Raw genomic sequence first — 18,739 nt, 5'->3', positions numbered from 1 at the left:
CTCAACTCCCGCACAGCTTGCTTCATGCGAGTAAGATTTGCTTCTGTATGTCCAAATAATCTTTGTCATTTCGCTGGGAGAACATATAGCAATATAGCGAAGAAATGGACGATTGAACCGCCAAGTACAAACAAATGCCATACGGCGTGATGGTAAGGAAAGGCACGCCACATATAAAATATCGTTCCGAATGTGTACAGCAATCCCCCTGTAACGAGCAGCTGCACCCCTCCTGGAGCTAGATGCGTTGTGAGCGGCTTCCAAGCAAATACGATAATCCATCCCATTGCAATATAAATGATCGTTGATGTGAATAAAAATCGTGATGCAAAAAAAGCCTTAAACGCTACACCGATTAATGCCGCTCCCCAAACGATCCCAAACAGTACCCAGCCAAGCGTACCCTGCACGATATGGAACAATATCGGAGTGTAAGTTCCTGCTATAAAGACGTAAATAAACGAATGATCAAGGGATTCAAATACCCGCTTCGCTTTTCCCTCGGGGAAACTGTGCACGAGCGTAGAGGCCGCATACAGCAGCAGCATGGCTGATCCATATATAGTAAAGCTGACAACATGAAAGGCCGTTCCCTTCGTTGCCGCGAATACGATCAACACGACGAGTGCCGCAATGCTGAGTGCAGCCCCAATCCCATGTGTGACGGCATTCGCAATTTCTTCTTTCTTTGTGTACGTATGTGTATTGGCCATGGGTCCTTCACCTCCTAAGTCGTAAGCATCTCACTTTAGAAGCTGCTGCTTACTCTCACCTTAGTGTATAGGATCAGACCCACCCTTTCAACCAACCCCGCACGCGGTCCACTGTTTTATCTAGATTGCAAACGGCCTCTTGGTCGCTAAAATCCTCCGTATGGCGAAAATAATCCGCATGCCCGCCCACAGTTGGAATTCCTTCAACATAGCCTGGCGCGTACTTCATGCGATTCCACCTTGGCATCGCATATTTGCTTATGTTCCATCCGCCCCAAGTACCAATTCGGCTAATCGGGTCATTAAGCTTGCCTAAGCTGTCGATGGAATGAAAATAACTAACGCGCTCCTGAAGCTTTGGCTCGATCGGCGTTCTTGGTGATCCAATTTGCACAATTCGAAAATCCTCGATTTGATCCTGCTCATAAAGCATTTTTGCGGCTTGATAAGCAGCAGCACCGCCGCCGCTGTGTCCAATCAGCAATAAACGCTCGCTGCTCATCGTTTGTTTGATTTTCTCCAGCGCATGTTGTCCGCCGATTCGACCCGCCGTTAAACGGTTGGACAAGTCGCTCTTCACTTCTAGCACTTGTCTAACCAAGCTGCGACTGGCATCTCCATAAGGAAATATAACGTGGATAGCTGGTTCTACACCATCGGATTGAAACATTTGTTCCAGCTTAACCTTGCATTCCGTAAATATGCTATTGGATGTTGCGACACCGGCAAGCAAATAAATACTCATTCGTGATGGTTTGGTCGCCGTCATAACGAATCCCTCCGTAATTAACTTAAACGTCATTCATTTTCATGTTTTATTATTTTTTCTAATTCATCCGTGTATATTCATTATGCGGGATAGTCGATTGATTCATTCTTGCCTTTTGTTGTTATTTCAGTAAATTTAGGCAAGAACCCCGTGAACCTCCAAGCTGACTAACCTGCTTCTTATATTATTATATAAGAAAAACGCCTAGCTGTTACCAGCTGGCGTCCTTCATTGTTGCTATTGCTGCATTTCAAAAAAAAGTTGGAACCGACAGCTATACACCCATTTTTTTACGCTGATTGTTAACTTTCTTCGTGTTCTGGCTCTTCAGTGCCTGCGTCCCCGTAGAAAGATGCGATTGGCCTGGAGCTCCTCCAGCTTTCGCTTGTTTCTTCTGAGCGAGCAATTGCTTCGCTTTCTCCGCTTGAGTCAGCTTCTTAGGCTCCTCTTGGGATTCGTTTTGTTCGATTGTAGACATAGGTTCACCTCGTTTCATGCGCTACATATTTCTTATTCTACTACACTTATATATCTGGTAAAAGAGGCTTTACTCAGGGTTGTGGTTTTTATGCTCTTCCAAGATGCCAGCTCTAACTGTCTCATCATTGGATCAGTTGTGACAATAACCGCTCGCTTCGCCCACCTTCTTACACTCTCAAGCATAACAAGCTGCTCGCTTTCTGGCAAGACAGAGCACAAATTGTATGGCATATCTACAATCGCAGCATCGTAATGACCTTCGAGAAGCCGCATATCGCCAAGTCTTACTCGGTCTGGATAACCAAAATGAGCAAGATTTACGCGCGCGCCTCGCACGGCAAGCGGATTGATATCCAACCCTTCAATGTCGATTCCCATTGACATACCTTCAATCAGAACGGTTCCCATTCCGCAGCACGGATCAATAAGCTTAAGCTGTTCAGCTGCTTGCCCAGCCGCAAGATTCACGATCGCACGAGCTGCTCTTGTTGGCAGTGCAGTTGAATAGTTTTGCGGCTTATTCTGATGCCTCAGCCATACAGCTCCGTTCTCCTCCAGCGGTCCAAAGTACCAGCGTCCATAAAGCTTCATTAAACCAAACAGCTGCTCTGCTTTGCGCATATCGGCTTTGCCATGAATAACCGCGCCGGCAGCTCTCTCGAGCAGTCTTTGCTCATCGAAGGTGAATGCTTCATCGCCTTGCGTATAAACAACCTTGAACGTTTTTCCACCCAGCTCAATTGACGGAAGCATAACGATCAGTTCTTCCATACTGTTAGCTTCCAGCATGACGGCTATACGCCGTTTTACGAAAGGGCTGCGATCAACCGATAGCCCATACTGACTTCTGACAACGCCTTGTTTGGGCTTCTCGCCGAATAAGACTTGCAGCTCCAGCTCACACAAAGCTGCTTCATCCTCATGGCATGCATACGTATAAATAAACATTAATGGCCTCACGATCTGATAACTATATTATTCCTTTTGTGGAACAGCCGCCTCTTCGCTCGGCTCCGTGCGGATCGTTGCCTTGGATAAACCATGCAGCTCCGCTTCGGTTGTAAATTCAGCAAGCTGCTTCTCTAATGATTTGACGGTTCGCTGCAAGCGAATCTGACGAATCATCCCCAGTAAGCCTACGGTTAAGCCGCCAAGCAGCGTCGATCCCAATATGACGAGAATGAGCGGAAGGGTTGCCTTCGTAAACAAAAAGTTCACATGTACCGAATCGATATTGATAACCGCAAATATCGCGATAAGAAGCGCGAATACTAATGCGGAAATAAGAATTCCCGGACCTTTCATACCGATTCCTCCCTTTTCAAAAATCATACCACAAACCTAATCCATTCGCCTATTGGCAAGCTATGAGTAATTATTTTGCCTTACATACTAAACTTAACCACAATTTTATGATAATGAAGCATTAATAAAAAATGAGCTGCCCCAAAAACAGATTATATCTGCTCTTGGAACAGCTCCATTACATCATTATTTGGCTTCAGCTGCTTTACCGGGTGATGCCGCTTTGCGCAGCTGCGTTATACTTATCTTTACGATAATATATACTAGCACTGCAAGCTGAGGCAGTGTTGTTTCCCAAGTCGGATATACGCCTAACGCCCCTATAGTCGGTACGCCTGAAGCAGTATGTGACGGAACCCACCCTGATACCTGCAAGGAATGTATGCTCTCGCCAAGGAAGCGAACAACGAGATAATAGATTAATGCGGATGCAACAAGGAAAAATGGCCGAATGGGAAGCTTCGCGCTAAATTTAATAATCGCAAAGCCAAGTGCAATCAGCAAGATGAACGTAACGCCAAATCCGAGAGCCAGCTGCAGCGGATCGATAGACGGCGCCATCCCGACATAAAAAATCGTCGTCTCCGCACCTTCGCGGAAGATCGCTAGACCCGAAACAGCAAATAATGACCATAGGCTTCCTCTTGCAAGCGCACTACCCATTTGTTTATCGATGTATTGATTCCAATTGTTCATATTAGACTTATTGTGCAGCCAATTGCCAACTGTAATCATTAGAATAACGGATAGTAAGCCAGCAATGCCTTCAATCGACTCACGCGCACTTCCAGCTGCGACCTGAGCAATGGCATACGTTAGCACAACAGCCATAATACCGCTAAGCAGAAGTCCAACCCATACGCCAGACCATACCCATTTGCGCTTATCCTGATTGCCGGTACGCTGCAAGTACGCAAGTAAAGCAGATAATACAAGAATGGCTTCAAGACCTTCGCGCAGCAAAATCATCCCCGCATCCCAAGCGGTATAACGGGTATCCTGCATCATTGGCTCTAGCTGCCCCAGCATCTCAGCTATTAGCTGCTCCGCCTTATCTGCCGCTGGAGGATCGGAGAGCAAATACCCGCCCGCCTCAGCCATTCCAATCTCCATACTGCTATAGATAGCAGCCGAACGCAGGGCAACCACACCCTCAATCGCAGGCCACTGCACGATAAAAGCTTCCATCTGTCCAGCCGCTTCTGGATAATGCCCTTGCTGGACATCATTTAACGCCTGATTTAGGATGTCCACAGCATCGGCTACCGTTATGCCCGACTCCTTAGCCACAGTCGCTATTTTCCCATCGCGATAATCTTGAATAAGCTGAATGAGTGCGAGCGCTTCTGTTTTCGCTTGTTCGGTTCTCGGAGGATCTGCTTGAACAGCAATCCGAAGCATGCTCATCTTCGTTTCCAAGCCGCTGTATACGTTAAAGTGATCCGCTCGAATAGCAGGCTCAACCTTAAGCCAGCTGTTGTTCATTTCACGATATTCAGCATATGCCTTCTCCAAGTCGCCTGCTTGAATGCTTGCAAGCAGCTTCCCTGCTAAAGGAAGTATGCTGACAGCCGCATCTTGACCAGTTAGCTGGGTCGCTGGTGCGTCTTGAACGCTCTTCACGTATTTATTAAGTGCCTTCGCTAATGTGGATAACGTGGCTTTGGCAGCATCAGCATCGCTTTCCGGCGCTGCTAAAGCTTTTACAGCTCCCGCTAGCGCAGAATCCACCGCGGCCGATTCACTCGTTGCCGCAGGCTCAAGCTGCTTCCACTTAGCCGAAGCATCGTCAATATGAGCCGCTGCTTCCTTCCACTTTCCTTGACCTGCTTCAACAAGAGCACCGCCAACGAGCGGAAGCAAACGATCAAGCTCGGAGGATTGCGCACCTTCAGCAAACGCATATAATCCGCTGCTCCCTAACATCAATATCATCAGTACAAAAAAAGAAATGAAACGAATACTCCACTGTTTCATTCCGCCATTTTGTGCGAACATAGACGTCCGCCCCTTTCATCATCAAGAGCTATTTTCTGCAAAGCACTAATCGAGCAATATCATGATTTAAAATAACGTTTCTCCGATATATCCGCCTTCACGAACACCTGGAAAACAAGCAAACATCGCACTGCCCGTATGAACGACATACTCATTCATGAGGTCGCTTTGCCCAAGCTTAGTCTGCATCGGAATAAATTGTTTCCGTGAGTCGCGGTTAAAACAAATAAACAACAAGCCCGCATCCAGCTGCCCGGTTTTGTGATCCATTCCGCTTGAATACGAGTAGGAGCGGCGCAAAATTTTTACCGTGCCATCGCCATGAGCTAGACGCACATGCGAATTCATCGGAAGCACCGGCTTGCCCTTCTCGTCCTTCTTCTCCAAATCAAGCTTGTCGAACTCATGCGCTCCGCCAAGCGGGGCACCGCTGTCTCGGTGGCGGCCAAAGGTTGACTCCTGATCACCGAGCGTCGAACGATCCCATACCTCAATGCGCATACGAATACGCCTTACGACCATATAGCTGCCCTTATCCATCCACGGCGTACCATCAGCTGCGGCTGCCCACACGACCTTGTTCATTTCCCCATCATCGTTAACGTCTGGATTGCCTGTTCCATCCCTAAAGCCCATCAGGTTGCGAGGCGTAGCATTCGCTGGATCTGCACCGCTCGTGCGCTGGAAACCTTCCTGCGTCCAGCGGAGCACCGCTTTCCCTCTAGCTATACGAGCTAGATTGCGGATCGCATGGAATGCAATTTGCATATCATTAGCATTCACTTGAACGCCAATATCGCCGCCTGACCATTCCTCTCGCAGCTCGTCACCGCCAAAAGCAGGCATATCAGCTAGAGCAGCTGGCCTTTTGCCCGCTAATCCATATCTCGCATCAAAGAATGACGAACCTACTCCGAAAGTAATTGTTGTACGTGATGGCAGCAGACCTTCTGCTTCACCCGTATCTGACGGAGGAAGATTTAAATTATCGTTAGTCTTGCCGAGCATCTCACCGTTTGTCATCGATGCTGCCGCACTTGTCCATGCTTGAAATAACTTGCGCACCTCATCCAGTGTACTCGCCGTTAAATCAAAGGCAGCGAATAAAATAAAGTCTTGTGCCGGCGTCGTGATCCCGGCCTGATGCTTGCCATAAAAGCTGACAATTTGATCCTTGTCTGCTTTAACTGCCTTGGAAGCGGGCTTAGCCGCGCTTCGTTCCTGCGTTTGGAACAAGCCTCCAACTCCTGCTGCTCCGAGCAGTAGTCCTGCTCCGCCAACGCCAGCCAGCCGCAGTAAATCTCTGCGGCTGATTTTTTTAGCATCTATGTTGGGCTTGCCCTCATTTTGATTGGAATCAGAAGGTTCCGTCATGTTGTTAAGCCTCCAATATCGTACCCATTTGAGAAAGCGGCTCTGCAAGCGCATCAATAAGCTGGCTTAGCTTCTTTGTATCTTCCTCTTTCAAATCTAGATAAGACACATAGCCATCACCTGATTTGTAAACTGACAAAGCTTGCTCAAGATCAGCAAAACCTTTGCCTATTTGCTCATCCAGCGCAGCATCCTTTTTGTTCAGTTCAGCCTTAACCAGCTGATAGATTTTGTCTGCACCTTCCACATTAGCTGCAAAGTCGTAAAGATCTGTGTGTGAATAACGTTCTTCCTCGCCTGTCACCTTCGAAGAGGATACCTCATTAAGCAGCTCTACCGCTCCCGTTACAAGCAAACTTGGCTCAACCTCAACGGTTTCCATCAAAGCGCGAAGCAGCTTTACATCCTCCAGCAAACGGTCTGCATATTCACTCATGCCCTCGGTTGAATTCTTCTCCCACAGCGACTGCTCAATACGGTGGAAACCGCGCCAATCCTTATCTTCTACGTCATTCTCACGCGCATCAATATTTGGATCGAGATCGCCAATCGCTTCAGCTATCGGCTCAATACGTTCAAAGTACATGCGTGTCGGCGCATACAGCTTCTTGGCCGCCTCAACATCCCCGCTCTTCACAGCTGTTACAAACTTTTCTGTTTCTAATATGAAAGTATCGGCTTGCTCAATTGTAAACTGACGATAGCTCTCCAGAATAGGTGCCCAAGTCTCATCCGAGACGACAGCCCCGCTTGCGGAATTGCCTTCTGCTTGTTTAGGCTCATTCTTATCTGCATCATTTGAGCCGCAGCCTGTAAATACTACCGTACAAGCCAGTAAAAAAGTCATTAATTTATACTTCATTAAAATTGCTCCCCACTCTGTTTTTGTCCTAAAATGAAGTATATTCGCTATTGATAATCATTGTCAATGGAATATTTCAGTACTAAAGAAAAGTGCTTCCGCAGCTATTCTCATAAGCTTCGGAAGCACTTTGTTATTCCCTATTTTATTGCATATACAGCTTTAAACTAGTCAGAGATTCCATCTCGATTTCGCCTAATCTCCAAATCGCCGCCTTGCTAATTCCATTATCTTTTGCAATATTTATCCAACGAGATAATGTCACTTCATCTGCATACCACACGGTATGCTTCATATTGTTGGCCTCAGCATCTGTATATTCAAAAAACATGCAGCCGCTCGCTTGATCGCGCTGCGCTTTACTGCCTGTTTGCTTTAACAGCAGCCCCGCTCGCTCCTCAGTCAAAGCTTCAACCTTGCCATCCTCATGCCAATCGAACCCGCCAACCGAGAAAGCCATATACGGACTGCCAGGCAGTACTTCCATTCTGGCTGCCAATTGTTCAATAAAAGCTTCATCCGCTTTTGGTCCTGGTTCGCTGTGTGAGCCATATAGGTTATAAGCCATCATGACATATTCCGGGCCTTCCGGAAGCTTTAATTGTTCAATAGGAGCTCTTGGTTCCAAAATGATTCGAAGCGACTTCCCGCTTTTCTGCAAACGAGTATGAAGCTCCGAGTAGAAAAGCAGCATCCGTTCCCAGTCCTCTTCCTCGACTCGCTCATAATCGATCTCAATTCCGTTCAAGCCAAATTGATCAACGGCTGCAATCAATTCATCAACATGTTTTTTGCGACTTTTCTCCGTCTCTACTAGCCGCGTAATTAAACTCGAATCCTTTTGAACAGACTCGCCATTTTCTTTAAACTGGTCATTTACTACCGTCAGATAGAGCTGCATCTGTTCGTTCTTCTTATAAATCTTCATGATTTCAGGCAACGCCTGCTGGAACTTATCCGTAAAATAAAGACTATCCTTATAATCAAAATAGGCCGCGAACAACTGCAAGCTCGTTAATTCACCTTTAATAATACTCAGGTCCTCAATTCCCTGCTTCCACTGCCAGTCCACAATCCAAGCTGACAATTCAGGCAGTACGTTGGCTGCAGCCTGCTGTACATCTTCAATAGACGACTGCTCCGCTTTCTTTGCGCGATTTGTAAGATTGGAAAAATACATTGCTGCGCCTACAAGCACCACAAGCAAACATGCTGCAATAAGACCTTTTCGTTTCCGCATTGATTCAAACTCCTCGAATTATTAGGTTCTGATTAAGCTAAAACGTATCGATCGCCCAGTCGAATGATGCATTTATCGCGTTCTTCACTCTACTGATCAACCCCTCAATCCCAACATAACCGTTCTTGTATAATGACTCATGCTCTGTACCGTCTTCTTTGACGGTCGTTACTTTTATATTATCAAAAACAGCGTCGTAAATATCATCTTTTTCGTTGTTAAGGCTTGCTTTGGAAGCAAGCGCAATATTTCCGCCGACGATCGAGCTGCTAATTTGCTGCAAAGAGAGCTGTACATCATCTACAATCACCGTTAATTGATCGCCCGATGCGCTAACTTCAAGCTGCTTCGCACGTTCAGCAGCCTTGTCCCCAAGCTTGCTTGCTAGCAGCCGTTCAACCTTGCCTCCGGGTGCCTTTTGCTCAACAATAACCGAATTATCCTCGATCGATACTCGAACAAATGAATCCTTATTCTGATCGTAGCGAACATAAATCGATTGGCTGCCGACTACATGACCGCCAAGCTCCGCAGTTAGTTTTACGTTGGCAGCATGAATATCTTTCAACAAAAGCATGCCGCTTCCTGCTGGAACAGAGGTTAAAGCAATCCGGTTATCCGTAAACTCAGCCGCACCGCTGATAAGCTGCCACTTTGCCGATCTCCGCTCATCCCCTGCAATAAAGCTGACTTTTTGACCGGTATCCTTACTAATTTTCATAAGCAAATGATTCGTATACCAATAGGAAGCAGGCTGCACCCTTGTTAAATTATAAAGGCTGTCACTGCTTTTATTCAAGGAAAGTCCTTCACGGTTAAAATGCATGCCGAACATCGCTTTAATATTTTGGTCGTTCACATTCTCAACAAGCCGGTTCATGCCGTTGTACATAATGTTCGCGTGCATAATCATATACACGTTAGGAACAAAGCCAAGCGTCTTGTTGTATATCTCCTTCATCGACTTGTAGTCTGCATTGATGCGTGCTTCCATTTCATCTCGATGCTCCGCAGGCACTAGGTTCTCATCCCGGATAAAGTCCATCAGGTAGTGAGTGTAGTAGCTCGTGTTAGCCCGATCTTTGAACTCATTCTCTTCCTTCACACCAATGAGCTTGCCTTCCTTGTCAAAAATATTAATATAAGACAAGCGGTAGCCGTTGCTTCCCAGCTCCCAAAAGCCATTTTTCATCATACTGAGCATGTCCTTAGGCTGAAGGAATTTGGATTCATTGCTCCCAACCTTATTCGCATAAGACAATATGGTCGCTTTATAGTTGTATTTCTCCAGCAAAGGCTGAGCAAATAAACTGGAATCGTTTCGTCCATCCTCGAAGGATAGAAACAGCGCTTTAGGCGGCAAAGGTTTTCCAAGCTTGTAATGGTCCATAACATCCTGCTGCGAAATGGTTACATAACCTTGATCGTGCAGTGCTTTCAGCTGCTGATCCAGCCGTTTTTTGGAAATCAGCTCCGATGTGCCGTTTCTTGCTACGCCAAAATAAGACAGCGCAATAAACCCGTCTTGATTGGTCCACTGCGCCTTATCCGGCTCCGCATATTGCTTGATATCAAATACAGCATGGAAAAGAATGAAGCCCAAAACAAGCAAGATGATCATCTGTACGGTCGTTCTGATCACCTTTCTTTTGTTTTTCCGCTTATAATCGAAAACTCCATTCGTATACCACTTATTCATAGCGGTCATCCTTATCTATGAAATAGACCATAGCCGCTTTAAAGCGGCATGTCCATATTCTTGTTGTTTTTGTTCTTTCTCGCTGCTTTCTTATTTCTAGCTTCAATGTCCTGCGGCGTTTCTCTTGTCCCCCAAGTGGATTTCCAGAAGGTCACCCAAGCAACAGGCATTTGCCACAGCAGCACAAACTCGTAGAAAATACAAAATACGAATCCAAAAACCCACAGCTTGCTCTTTCGAAACAGCAGATGGGCAAAGCTCATCAACAGCGCCATCAGCAGCAGTCCCATCAGGAAGGTGCTTGGGAAGATCCGATACATAATCGGTACATAAACCAAGTTGTACAAAACCACAATCGGCGCTGCAATTGGAACAATAAGCCCAATGTAGAAGAACAAAGCCATAAACGGCTCCTTCCGCCAAATAAAGCCCCCTGCTCGCAGCGACTCACGCAGCCATGAACGCTTCCAGCGCATTTGCTGCTTTAAGAACACGTTCATCTCTGAGGGTACGATTGTGGAGCAAATCGCGGTATCCTGATAGCCGGTACGATGTGTTTTCAAAATAAAATTAGTCATGCTGCGGTCATCGCCAAAGGTCGCTGGCTGCCCCAAAAACTTCTGAGTCAGCCAAGCATCTTTATGCTTCAAAATTAAATCCTTGCGGTAGCATGAGAGTGGCCCAGACAGGCAGGTTACGCTGTCAAACCAAGATTCCGCAGCCTTCATAATTCGGAATGCAATATAGTAACGAACCGTCTGCAGCTTAGTAACTGTGTTCGTATATTTATTTTCCACATCCGTGCGTCCAGCGACACCGCCCATTCGCGGGTCCTGAAAGGGCTGTACGAGATTTCTAATCGCTGTTGGCTCTAGAAAGCTGTCAGAGTCCACAAATACGACCAAACGATGCTTTGCCATCTCCACGCCCTTTACAAGCGCTACGCGTTTGCCCCCATTTTCGGACAATACATGCAATTTCAGACGATCCTTCGTTTCATACCTCTGCGCCTCTTTGTGAACAAGGTCGATAACCTTCTGAATTTGCTCCACAGAACGATCCTTAGAGCGATCATCTACGACAATCACTTCCAGCTTGTCGATCGGATAGTCTTGATTCATGCAGCTCAAAATCGTTCGATGAATCCATTCCTCTTCATTAAAGCAAGGAATTATAATCGATACGCCTGGCGTATAATGCGGATTAACCGGCACATCGCGGTGCAGCGCGCCGAAGAAGTAACGAGTAAGCAAAAAAGCCGCTGCCGTAATACTGTATAAATACAAGATGAAATTATATTTAAAATAAATGATGCTCTCCACACGCATAAGCATAATAATACCAACTGCTACAAACAGCAGGGTGCTCGCCGCATAGACAGAATAACCCCAACGCTTCTTCTGAAGATACGTGGATAATGGCCTCTCAAATTGGAAAGCGATAAGCTGCTTCGCTCCCTCTTCGCTATCTCGCGTAAATGTTCTTTTGATAACAGCTTCAATTTTCACGGCAGACTCATAACCTTCAGGCATCGTCCCAGGCGGGATCTCAAAGCTCAGCTTATACTTTGCCCCCTCCATGAACGAATCGCCAATTACGGAGGCGTCCAGTTCAATCAAAATGCCTGTAGAAGAAATGTCTACCGCTTTTCCCTTTATTGCCTGCTTCTTCCTCCGGCCATTGCGAAGCAGCCGCACGTCAAAGCTAGCCTCATATCTCAGGCTAAGCTCACGCAGCTTATGCATCGCCGCCGCATCATCACGGCCGTCCTTGCTTTGACCTTCGGCATAACCTCTTCGATCAACCTTTTGCCGCAAATGCTCCGGATCGGGAACGCTCCAAAGGGTGCGTCTGTCCGCTCTTGGAACAGTCAGCACTTCTATCGGCTTTTTTTTCTGTCGTCTAAACACGCTGCTGTCTCCAATCCGGCACTATAGGCTCCAATAGTCGTATCCGTTTTGCTCGAATAACCGCTTATCAAATACGCCTTTTATATCAACCAAAAACTTCGTTTTATTGTCGTCATACAGCATGTCAAAATCCTCAACATTCATCTTCATAATTTGACTGTGGGGAACCGCTACAATAACAACATTCAACCCGCTTAATTCCTCAATGTCGCATAGCTCGATGCCATACTCACCATAAACCTGCTGCTTGTCCACATTTGGATCTGCCACAAGTGTTGTTATCCCGTACTCTTGAAGCTCTTCGATAATGTCTGTCACCTTCGTATTGCGAATATCGGAGCTGTCCTCTTTATAAGAAAAGCCAAGAAAGCCTATTTTGGCTGTATTTATATTTACCTTCTGCTTAACAAGCCTCTTAATGATTTGCTGAGCGACATACTTGCCCATCCCATCGTTAATTTGGCGTCCCGCTAAAATAATTTTGGAATGATAGCCGGTATCCTCAGCCTTATAGGTCAAATAATAAGGATCAATTCCGATGCAATGACCACCAACCAGCCCAGGGCTAAAGTTAAGAAAATTCCATTTGGTGCCTGCGGCTTGAAGTACAGCTTTTGTATCAATGCCCATGCCATTAAACAGCATGGACAACTCATTCATAAAAGCAATATTTACATCTCGCTGTGCGTTTTCAATGACTTTTGCAGCCTCAGCTACTTTGATGCTCTCCGCCCGAAATACGCCTGCATCAATAATCAGCTCATACATGCTCGCGACAGTTTCCAGCGTCTCCTCGTCCATACCGGACACGATCTTCGTAATGTTCTCTAGTCGATGAACCTTGTCACCGGGATTGATCCGTTCAGGCGAATAACCTACCTTAAAATCGACGCCGCAAACAAGACCCGACTCTGCCTCCAAAATCGGAATACATATTTCCTCCGTCACCCCCGGATAGACGGTCGATTCAAACACAACCATTGCACCATGCTTGAGCTTCTTGCCCACCAATTGACACGCACTCTTCACATAATTCAAATCCGGTATATTACCGCTTTGAATCGGTGTAGGCACGGCCACAATGAAGAAATAAACATCTTTAAGCTCATTCAGATCTGAAGTAAACTGCGCTTCGGTATTTTTGAGCACATCACTGCCTATATCGCCGGTTGTATCGATCCCGCTGCAATATTGTGCAATCTTATCTTTATTAACATCAAAACCGATCACGTCCACTTTTTTCGCAAAAGCTACTGCAATCGGCAATCCGACATAACCTAATCCAATGACCGCTATTTTCTTCTGCCTTGTAACGATTTCCTCGTATAACGTCATATGTCATCTCCATCTAGTAAGAAAAAGTTATTTTAGAGACATTTGCGACATGGGAACGAATGCATAGCCCTTGCTTTTCAGCTTCTCAATAACATCTGGCAGCGCCTCAATCGTATGAATGTTATCCAGCATGTGCAGAAGAATAACACTCCCATCAACCGTTTGATCCAAAACACCCTTCACGATATGGTCGGCATCATTGGCAGAGTCCCAGTCGAACACCGTTACGTCATACATCGCAATGGATGTGTAGCCTGTTGCAGCTACGATTCTCGCCCGTTCATCATCAATTTCACCCGTCGGGGGTCTAAATAACATGGTAGGCTGCTGCTGAATGGCTTCGGTTATCACTTGATGAGCCTTGACGACTTCCTCTTGCAATTGCTCAGGCGTTAACTTGGTAATGACAGGATGACTGTACGTGTGATTAGCAACATCATGTCCGGCTTCCGCTATCGCCTTAGCTAAATTCGGATTTTTCTCTACCCCGTTGGCACGCAAGAAGAATGTAGCCTTCACGTCATGCTTTTCCAAAATATCAAGCAGCTTTGTAATCGTGTAGTCGGTACCCCAATCATCAAAGGTAAGTGACACAACCTTCTTTTTATTTTCCCAGTTATAAATAAGCTTGTAGCTCGATTGTTTGTCGTTTAAATTTTTTCGAGCAGCATCAAATCCTGGTATTTGCTCAAGCGGTTTTCTCTCTTGTCCACTGCCTACCAGCTCTTTAAGCGGAACGAGCTTGTAGCCGACCTCGGCCGCTGCCTTCGCAATAAGCGGTATCGATTCAAGAACCTGTCCATCCAGCTCCGTATCCAAGGCAATAATGCCGCCCCGGGTCACATATTTTCGAATATAGTCCGCTTTCTCTTGCTCCGATTCCTGCTGCCATTCATGCAAATTAAGACTGTAAGATACAACAGCCGAAAGCCCGCTCTGCGCTGCCGCCAGCTGAACGGTATCATTGTAATCGCCGGATCTCGTCCGCATATATTGAGGCTTTACTCCTAGCTCCTTCTCGATCACTTCATTGCTGACATTGATCTCTTTAAACACTTGCTCATAGCTTAAATGAGTTAGATCGAGCCGACTAAGCGTGTTGTTCTCAATGCCATGACCTCTGGCCAAAATCTCCTTGGCGACTTCCGGCTCTTCAGCCACCCTCATGCCCGGCAAAAAGAAGGTCGCCTTAATATCGTAGCGATCAAGTTCATCGAGCAGCTTGGTCATCAGACTCTCATCACCCATACCATTGAAAGTAAGAGACAATTCCTTTTTTGTCGTATAGACAAATGGAATCACTTTACTCTTTTCACCGTTTGCAGGCGCGACAGGCTTTTCCGTCTCTATTGGTTTATTCTCTTCACCCGAATTGCCGCTGCTTTGAAACAAAGCGCACCCTGTAACCGAAAGAGCCAGCAACACGAACATCAGCAATAAAATGACAGGATTCTTTTTTTTATTCGTTAAAAATGGCATCTGTTTCTCCTTTATAACTTGATTACCCATTAATTAAGAAATCGAATATGTTTTTCCAAGAAAAAAAATAATAATTTCCAGAAAATTCCGAATATTCAAAACAAAAAAAGACTCTATCACAAAAATAGTGACTACGAGTCTTCTACTTATCATACAATTTTAGCACAGCCGAAGACTTACACCTGCATGTAATTGGTACCAATTTTGTTTAGTGCTAATTGTCCTAATTGGTGATTATGACTATTCTGGCATCCACACTTGTTTCTCCGTATGCACCGTTTGTCCCGAAGCCATTGCTTCTCCCATAAGGAGCGCCAAATAGTGATCCTGTGCTGCTTCTGCCAGGCTATAGAAGGAAGCTCCTTTACCGGAAGCGAGCAGCCCCATTCGCAGCAAACAAGTCGCGATTGCGATTTCGTCATCACTAAGCCTTGCGGGAGCAACTGGATTCTGGTAAAGCCATTCGCCATCCGCAATAATCCCGCGATGATAATAACCTTCCAAATTCCCGTGCTGACCGGTATCGACTCTGCGAAGCTCCGTATGAATAGGCGTGGCGTAATCTTTTAAATAACTGACCTCTGAGTCTACTAGCTCACCTTTACTGCCTCTTACGAGCATGCGGCTGCGCCGTATCCAAGAGAAGTATTGATCTCCCGTAAAATCATATACAGCCAGCTTGTCGCCAAATCGGAGCGTTGCAATTCGCTGCACAGATTGAACCATTCGTTCTTCTAGCGGATCACCTTGTCTGCTTGGCCCTTGCATGATCTTCGATTCAAAGGTCTGTCCGATGATGCTGGCATGCTCGAACCCGACGCCAAGAAGCTGTCTAATTAAGCTAATCCCGTGATAGTCATGGGCAGCAGATACCTGTGCTTGCGATACTTCACCCAGCTTCCCGGAGCGGGCAATCTGAATACGAGCCGCATGCATCGGCTGAAATAAATACTGTTCGGCTACTTGTACCATTGCATCCTTAGGCAGCGATTGATACAGGTCGGTTAGTGCTTCCAAATCAGCAGCCGGAGGCGTCTCTGCCAGCACTGGAATTTGCCGTTCAGCTAGCTCTTGGATAATAGCCGGAGCCGCTGTTCGCGGGACAGATACGACAGCGAAGCTGAATTGCTTGGACTCAGCCGTAAACTGATCCAAATTGCGAACCGTACGAATGCCCCATTTTGCCTCCAGCAGCCGCCCCTTCTCCTCGTCACGAACAAGTATTGTATGAATATTGAATTTCTCAGGCAATGCTTTGGCGATACGTATGTAAAACTCTGCGCGCCAGCCTCCGCCAACTATTCCAAAGCTAATAATAGACATCGTGAACCAGCCTCCTGGATGTAATCCGTTTTCGTCATAATGATCATTATAAAAAAGAAAAAGATCTCAACACGTGAGATCTTCTTTACGCAGTGCGGAAGGTTCCAGTTGCCTTTATTTCCTCTTGAACACCTGTATAAGCTTGCAGCTTACCATGGTAAACGAGCTCCAGCAGCGTTGTATTCTCCAAATCAGCAGGTGTTACGAACAAGGAAGGTTTATTAACAAGATTTACGCCGCTCTCCTCAAAAACAGAGGCTACAAACTGTGAGCAAAAGTATGCGTACTCTCGTTTCATCTCAATATTAAGCATGATGCCTAACATGCCAAGCAAATTGTATTTATACTGATCGCGATTTTTCTCCATGTAATGAATTTGATTTCGTATGTTTATATAGGCACAATGACTAATCGTACATCTATACAAAGCGCAGGTTGAGTTCTCAAAAAACTCGCCTCGTACATCCTCTTTCACAAATCCCGCAAAAAATGGGTTGTTCGGATTTTTTCTGCCAAAGCTATAAACCTCATTCAAGTCTCTGTCAAATGCAATTGAAGCGTGATTCAGCATATTTTTAGTGTACCATCTAATTGTCTTGGAAAATAAGGTTCCCGTATTCGTTAAGAGAACATAAATTTCAACATCTCTATTCATGCCATACTACCTCCACATTAAAGAACTCTCATCTAGGTATTAACTTTAATGCAGGAGAACTAAATTCTAAACCTGCTCAGGTAATAGATTCATCCCCGACCTAAGTCCAGTTCTGTAAGCATAGCGTGACAGAGGATCATCTACTAACTTCACCTATTTTTATAACCTTAATCCATTTTACTGGATTTTCTGCTTTTACTCAATACAGACTTCGTTTTTTTCTTCCTCATGCTTAAAAATATGTTAAGATTTTCTTTTTCCAAAAATGATATAGTAGGAAAAGATTGACACCGTTCATATACTATTTATATGCATCAAATCTTAATTTAGTATGGTCGTTTGGCTTACATTCTATTGCAGCGGAGGACATTTAAATGGAATGGTTTACTCGCTATACCACACAGCTGGAACTTGTTTATGCTAAAGCCGAAGAACGTATTGCAGCTTTCCCCGCACCGCTCGGCAGCCTTGGTCTGGCCTATGCGCATAAGTTCAATCCGGTGAAGCATGACAGTAACAAGGATTACATATGCAGCCTTCTCCCCTTCTGGATGAAAGAGCCGAGCGGAATTAATGATTCGCAATGTGAAGCGCTCGCATTAGCTAATGTATATGGAATGCTCTATTTTTTTATTCAGGATGACGTGATGGACAGCAAGCCGGCATCCAATTGGAAGGAACAGCTTGCTCTTGGCAACCTGCTCATGCTCGAAATGTTCCGTGTATTCCGTGAGCTGTTCCCTTCAGCTTCACCATTTTGGGCGTATTACGACCATTATGTAACGAACTGGGCCGAAAGTGTAACCAACGAGGATCGCGATGATTACTTTATAAACGACCCCATCCGCACAGCTGGCAAAGCAGGTCCCGTCAAAATCGCCAGCACTGGCGCACTGTTGTTAGCAGGACGGCCAGAGCTCATTGCCAAGATGGAGCTCGCCATCGATATTGTGCTGATGTCGCTTCAGATGTCTGATGACTATCAGGATTGGAAAGAAGATCTGGCTGAAGGCAGCTATAATGGCCTGCTTGCGATGATCGCCGCAAATAGAACTGCGGAAGATTCCTTATCTGAGCAAAAGGTTGAAAATGAAATCTTTATTCGAGGATGCCTCGGACCTTATGTTCAGCTTGCAATTGATAATGAAAAACGACTAATTGAATTGGAAGCGGGATCTAGTGAACTGGTCGCATTCCATAGCTTTATACTAAAACATTTGAACCATACCCATGAGACGATAGAATCAAACAAAAAGTTGCTGCTAGAGGGCGGATTTAACTACTTTTTGTCTACTCAACACATTAATCAAGAGTAGTAAGTGTCGAATTATAATAAATAATTGGTTTTTTTGTATTTTCATGTAGACGAAGTGGTTCTGACATGGTAGATTAAGCTGGTAATGTTATACAAGATTGGGAGGGTGATAAATGTGTCAAAAGATCAAGCTTTAAAAGAAAAAATAATCTCAAAAGTCTGGGAAGATCAAGGTTTTAAAGAAGAGTTGCTTGCAAATCCCAAAGCAGCCGTGAAACAATCTTTCGGTATCGAATTTCCTGAGGATGTGGAAATTAATGCTTTAAGTGAGACTTCACGAAA

The 18,739-nt window shown here is 45.5% G+C and carries 17 protein-coding genes; 2 read left to right on the top strand and 15 right to left on the bottom strand.

Annotation, left to right across the window (positions count from 1 at the left end; genetic code table 11):
- Positions 1-65 precede the first annotated feature (65 nt).
- From trhA to BK120_RS21840, 15 genes are all read right to left on the bottom strand, one after another.
- Positions 66-713 carry a PAQR family membrane homeostasis protein TrhA gene (gene trhA, locus BK120_RS21910; RefSeq protein ID WP_076269640.1) on the bottom strand — a complete coding sequence of 216 codons (648 nt, stop codon included), beginning with the start codon at positions 711-713 and terminating at the stop codon, positions 66-68.
- Positions 714-786: 73 nt separating this feature from the next.
- Positions 787-1,482, bottom strand: a complete 696-nt coding sequence (locus tag BK120_RS21905) for a lipase family protein (RefSeq protein WP_076269639.1) — start codon at positions 1,480-1,482, stop codon at positions 787-789.
- Positions 1,483-1,756: 274 nt separating this feature from the next.
- Entirely contained in the window at positions 1,757-1,960 is a 204-nt protein-coding gene (locus tag BK120_RS21900) for a hypothetical protein (protein WP_179089865.1), read from the bottom strand.
- 32 nt (positions 1,961-1,992) lie between these two features.
- A complete protein-coding gene (locus BK120_RS21895) occupies positions 1,993-2,910 on the bottom strand; it encodes a TRM11 family SAM-dependent methyltransferase (protein WP_076269638.1) in 918 nt (305 codons plus the stop codon).
- Positions 2,911-2,937: 27 nt separating this feature from the next.
- Positions 2,938-3,267, bottom strand: coding sequence for a LapA family protein (locus BK120_RS21890; protein WP_076269637.1), 330 nt, complete (start codon positions 3,265-3,267; stop codon positions 2,938-2,940).
- Positions 3,268-3,453: 186 nt separating this feature from the next.
- A complete protein-coding gene (locus tag BK120_RS21885; RefSeq protein WP_076269636.1) occupies positions 3,454-5,265 on the bottom strand; it encodes an FTR1 family iron permease in 1,812 nt (603 codons plus the stop codon).
- Positions 5,266-5,331: 66 nt separating this feature from the next.
- On the bottom strand, positions 5,332-6,639 hold the full coding sequence (gene efeB / locus BK120_RS21880; RefSeq protein WP_076269635.1) for an iron uptake transporter deferrochelatase/peroxidase subunit: 1,308 nt from the start codon (positions 6,637-6,639) through the stop codon (positions 5,332-5,334).
- A 4-nt stretch (positions 6,640-6,643) separates the two neighbouring features.
- Entirely contained in the window at positions 6,644-7,507 is an 864-nt protein-coding gene (efeO, locus tag BK120_RS21875; RefSeq protein WP_372239016.1) for an iron uptake system protein EfeO, read from the bottom strand.
- Positions 7,508-7,646: 139 nt separating this feature from the next.
- Positions 7,647-8,741: a glycosyl hydrolase family 18 protein gene (locus BK120_RS21870; RefSeq protein ID WP_076269633.1), complete on the bottom strand. Its 1,095-nt coding sequence runs from the start codon at positions 8,739-8,741 to the stop codon at positions 7,647-7,649.
- A 37-nt stretch (positions 8,742-8,778) separates the two neighbouring features.
- Complete coding sequence (locus tag BK120_RS21865; protein WP_076269632.1) at positions 8,779-10,440, bottom strand: polysaccharide deacetylase family protein; 1,662 nt, start codon at positions 10,438-10,440, stop codon at positions 8,779-8,781.
- A gap of 38 nt (positions 10,441-10,478) precedes the next feature.
- Positions 10,479-12,350 carry a glycosyltransferase family 2 protein gene (locus tag BK120_RS21860; protein ID WP_179089864.1) on the bottom strand — a complete coding sequence of 624 codons (1,872 nt, stop codon included), beginning with the start codon at positions 12,348-12,350 and terminating at the stop codon, positions 10,479-10,481.
- Between the two features lie 21 nt (positions 12,351-12,371).
- On the bottom strand, positions 12,372-13,685 hold the full coding sequence (locus BK120_RS21855) for a nucleotide sugar dehydrogenase (protein ID WP_076269630.1): 1,314 nt from the start codon (positions 13,683-13,685) through the stop codon (positions 12,372-12,374).
- Positions 13,686-13,712: 27 nt separating this feature from the next.
- Complete coding sequence (locus tag BK120_RS21850) at positions 13,713-15,164, bottom strand: polysaccharide deacetylase family protein (RefSeq protein ID WP_076269629.1); 1,452 nt, start codon at positions 15,162-15,164, stop codon at positions 13,713-13,715.
- A gap of 240 nt (positions 15,165-15,404) precedes the next feature.
- A complete protein-coding gene (locus BK120_RS21845) occupies positions 15,405-16,487 on the bottom strand; it encodes a Gfo/Idh/MocA family protein (protein ID WP_076269628.1) in 1,083 nt (360 codons plus the stop codon).
- Between the two features lie 85 nt (positions 16,488-16,572).
- Positions 16,573-17,142 carry a C40 family peptidase gene (locus BK120_RS21840; protein WP_076269627.1) on the bottom strand — a complete coding sequence of 190 codons (570 nt, stop codon included), beginning with the start codon at positions 17,140-17,142 and terminating at the stop codon, positions 16,573-16,575.
- Between the two features lie 374 nt (positions 17,143-17,516).
- Between BK120_RS21840 and BK120_RS21835 the strand changes: the two genes are divergently transcribed.
- Both BK120_RS21835 and BK120_RS36445 read left to right on the top strand, forming a co-directional pair.
- Positions 17,517-18,458: a hypothetical protein gene (locus BK120_RS21835; protein ID WP_076269626.1), complete on the top strand. Its 942-nt coding sequence runs from the start codon at positions 17,517-17,519 to the stop codon at positions 18,456-18,458.
- Positions 18,459-18,542: 84 nt separating this feature from the next.
- A partial coding sequence (locus BK120_RS36445; RefSeq protein ID WP_144376821.1) for an NHLP leader peptide family RiPP precursor occupies positions 18,543-18,739 on the top strand: 197 nt, incomplete at its 3' end.

Source organism: Paenibacillus sp. FSL A5-0031, from assembly GCF_001956295.1.
Classification (GTDB): Bacteria; Bacillota; Bacilli; order Paenibacillales; family Paenibacillaceae; genus Pristimantibacillus.
Note: the sequence above shows the minus strand (reverse complement) of the source record. Positions and strands in the feature narration are given on the sequence as shown.

Bases quoted from the DNA above. Each gene is read 5' to 3' on its own strand.
- trhA (WP_076269640.1), bottom strand. From the start codon at position 713: ATGGCCAATACACATACGTACACAAAGAAAGAAGAAATTGCGAATGCC.
- BK120_RS21905 (WP_076269639.1), bottom strand. From the start codon at position 1,482: ATGACGGCGACCAAACCATCACGAATGAGTATTTATTTGCTTGCCGGT.
- BK120_RS21900 (WP_179089865.1), bottom strand. From the start codon at position 1,960: ATGTCTACAATCGAACAAAACGAATCCCAAGAGGAGCCTAAGAAGCTG.
- BK120_RS21895 (WP_076269638.1), bottom strand. From the start codon at position 2,910: ATGTTTATTTATACGTATGCATGCCATGAGGATGAAGCAGCTTTGTGT.
- BK120_RS21890 (WP_076269637.1), bottom strand. From the start codon at position 3,267: ATGAAAGGTCCGGGAATTCTTATTTCCGCATTAGTATTCGCGCTTCTT.
- BK120_RS21885 (WP_076269636.1), bottom strand. From the start codon at position 5,265: ATGTTCGCACAAAATGGCGGAATGAAACAGTGGAGTATTCGTTTCATT.
- efeB (WP_076269635.1), bottom strand. From the start codon at position 6,639: ATGACGGAACCTTCTGATTCCAATCAAAATGAGGGCAAGCCCAACATA.
- BK120_RS21870 (WP_076269633.1), bottom strand. From the start codon at position 8,741: ATGCGGAAACGAAAAGGTCTTATTGCAGCATGTTTGCTTGTGGTGCTT.
- BK120_RS21865 (WP_076269632.1), bottom strand. From the start codon at position 10,440: ATGAATAAGTGGTATACGAATGGAGTTTTCGATTATAAGCGGAAAAAC.
- BK120_RS21855 (WP_076269630.1), bottom strand. From the start codon at position 13,685: ATGACGTTATACGAGGAAATCGTTACAAGGCAGAAGAAAATAGCGGTC.
- BK120_RS21850 (WP_076269629.1), bottom strand. From the start codon at position 15,164: ATGCCATTTTTAACGAATAAAAAAAAGAATCCTGTCATTTTATTGCTG.
- BK120_RS21845 (WP_076269628.1), bottom strand. From the start codon at position 16,487: ATGTCTATTATTAGCTTTGGAATAGTTGGCGGAGGCTGGCGCGCAGAG.
- BK120_RS21840 (WP_076269627.1), bottom strand. From the start codon at position 17,142: ATGAATAGAGATGTTGAAATTTATGTTCTCTTAACGAATACGGGAACC.
- BK120_RS21835 (WP_076269626.1), top strand. From the start codon at position 17,517: ATGGAATGGTTTACTCGCTATACCACACAGCTGGAACTTGTTTATGCT.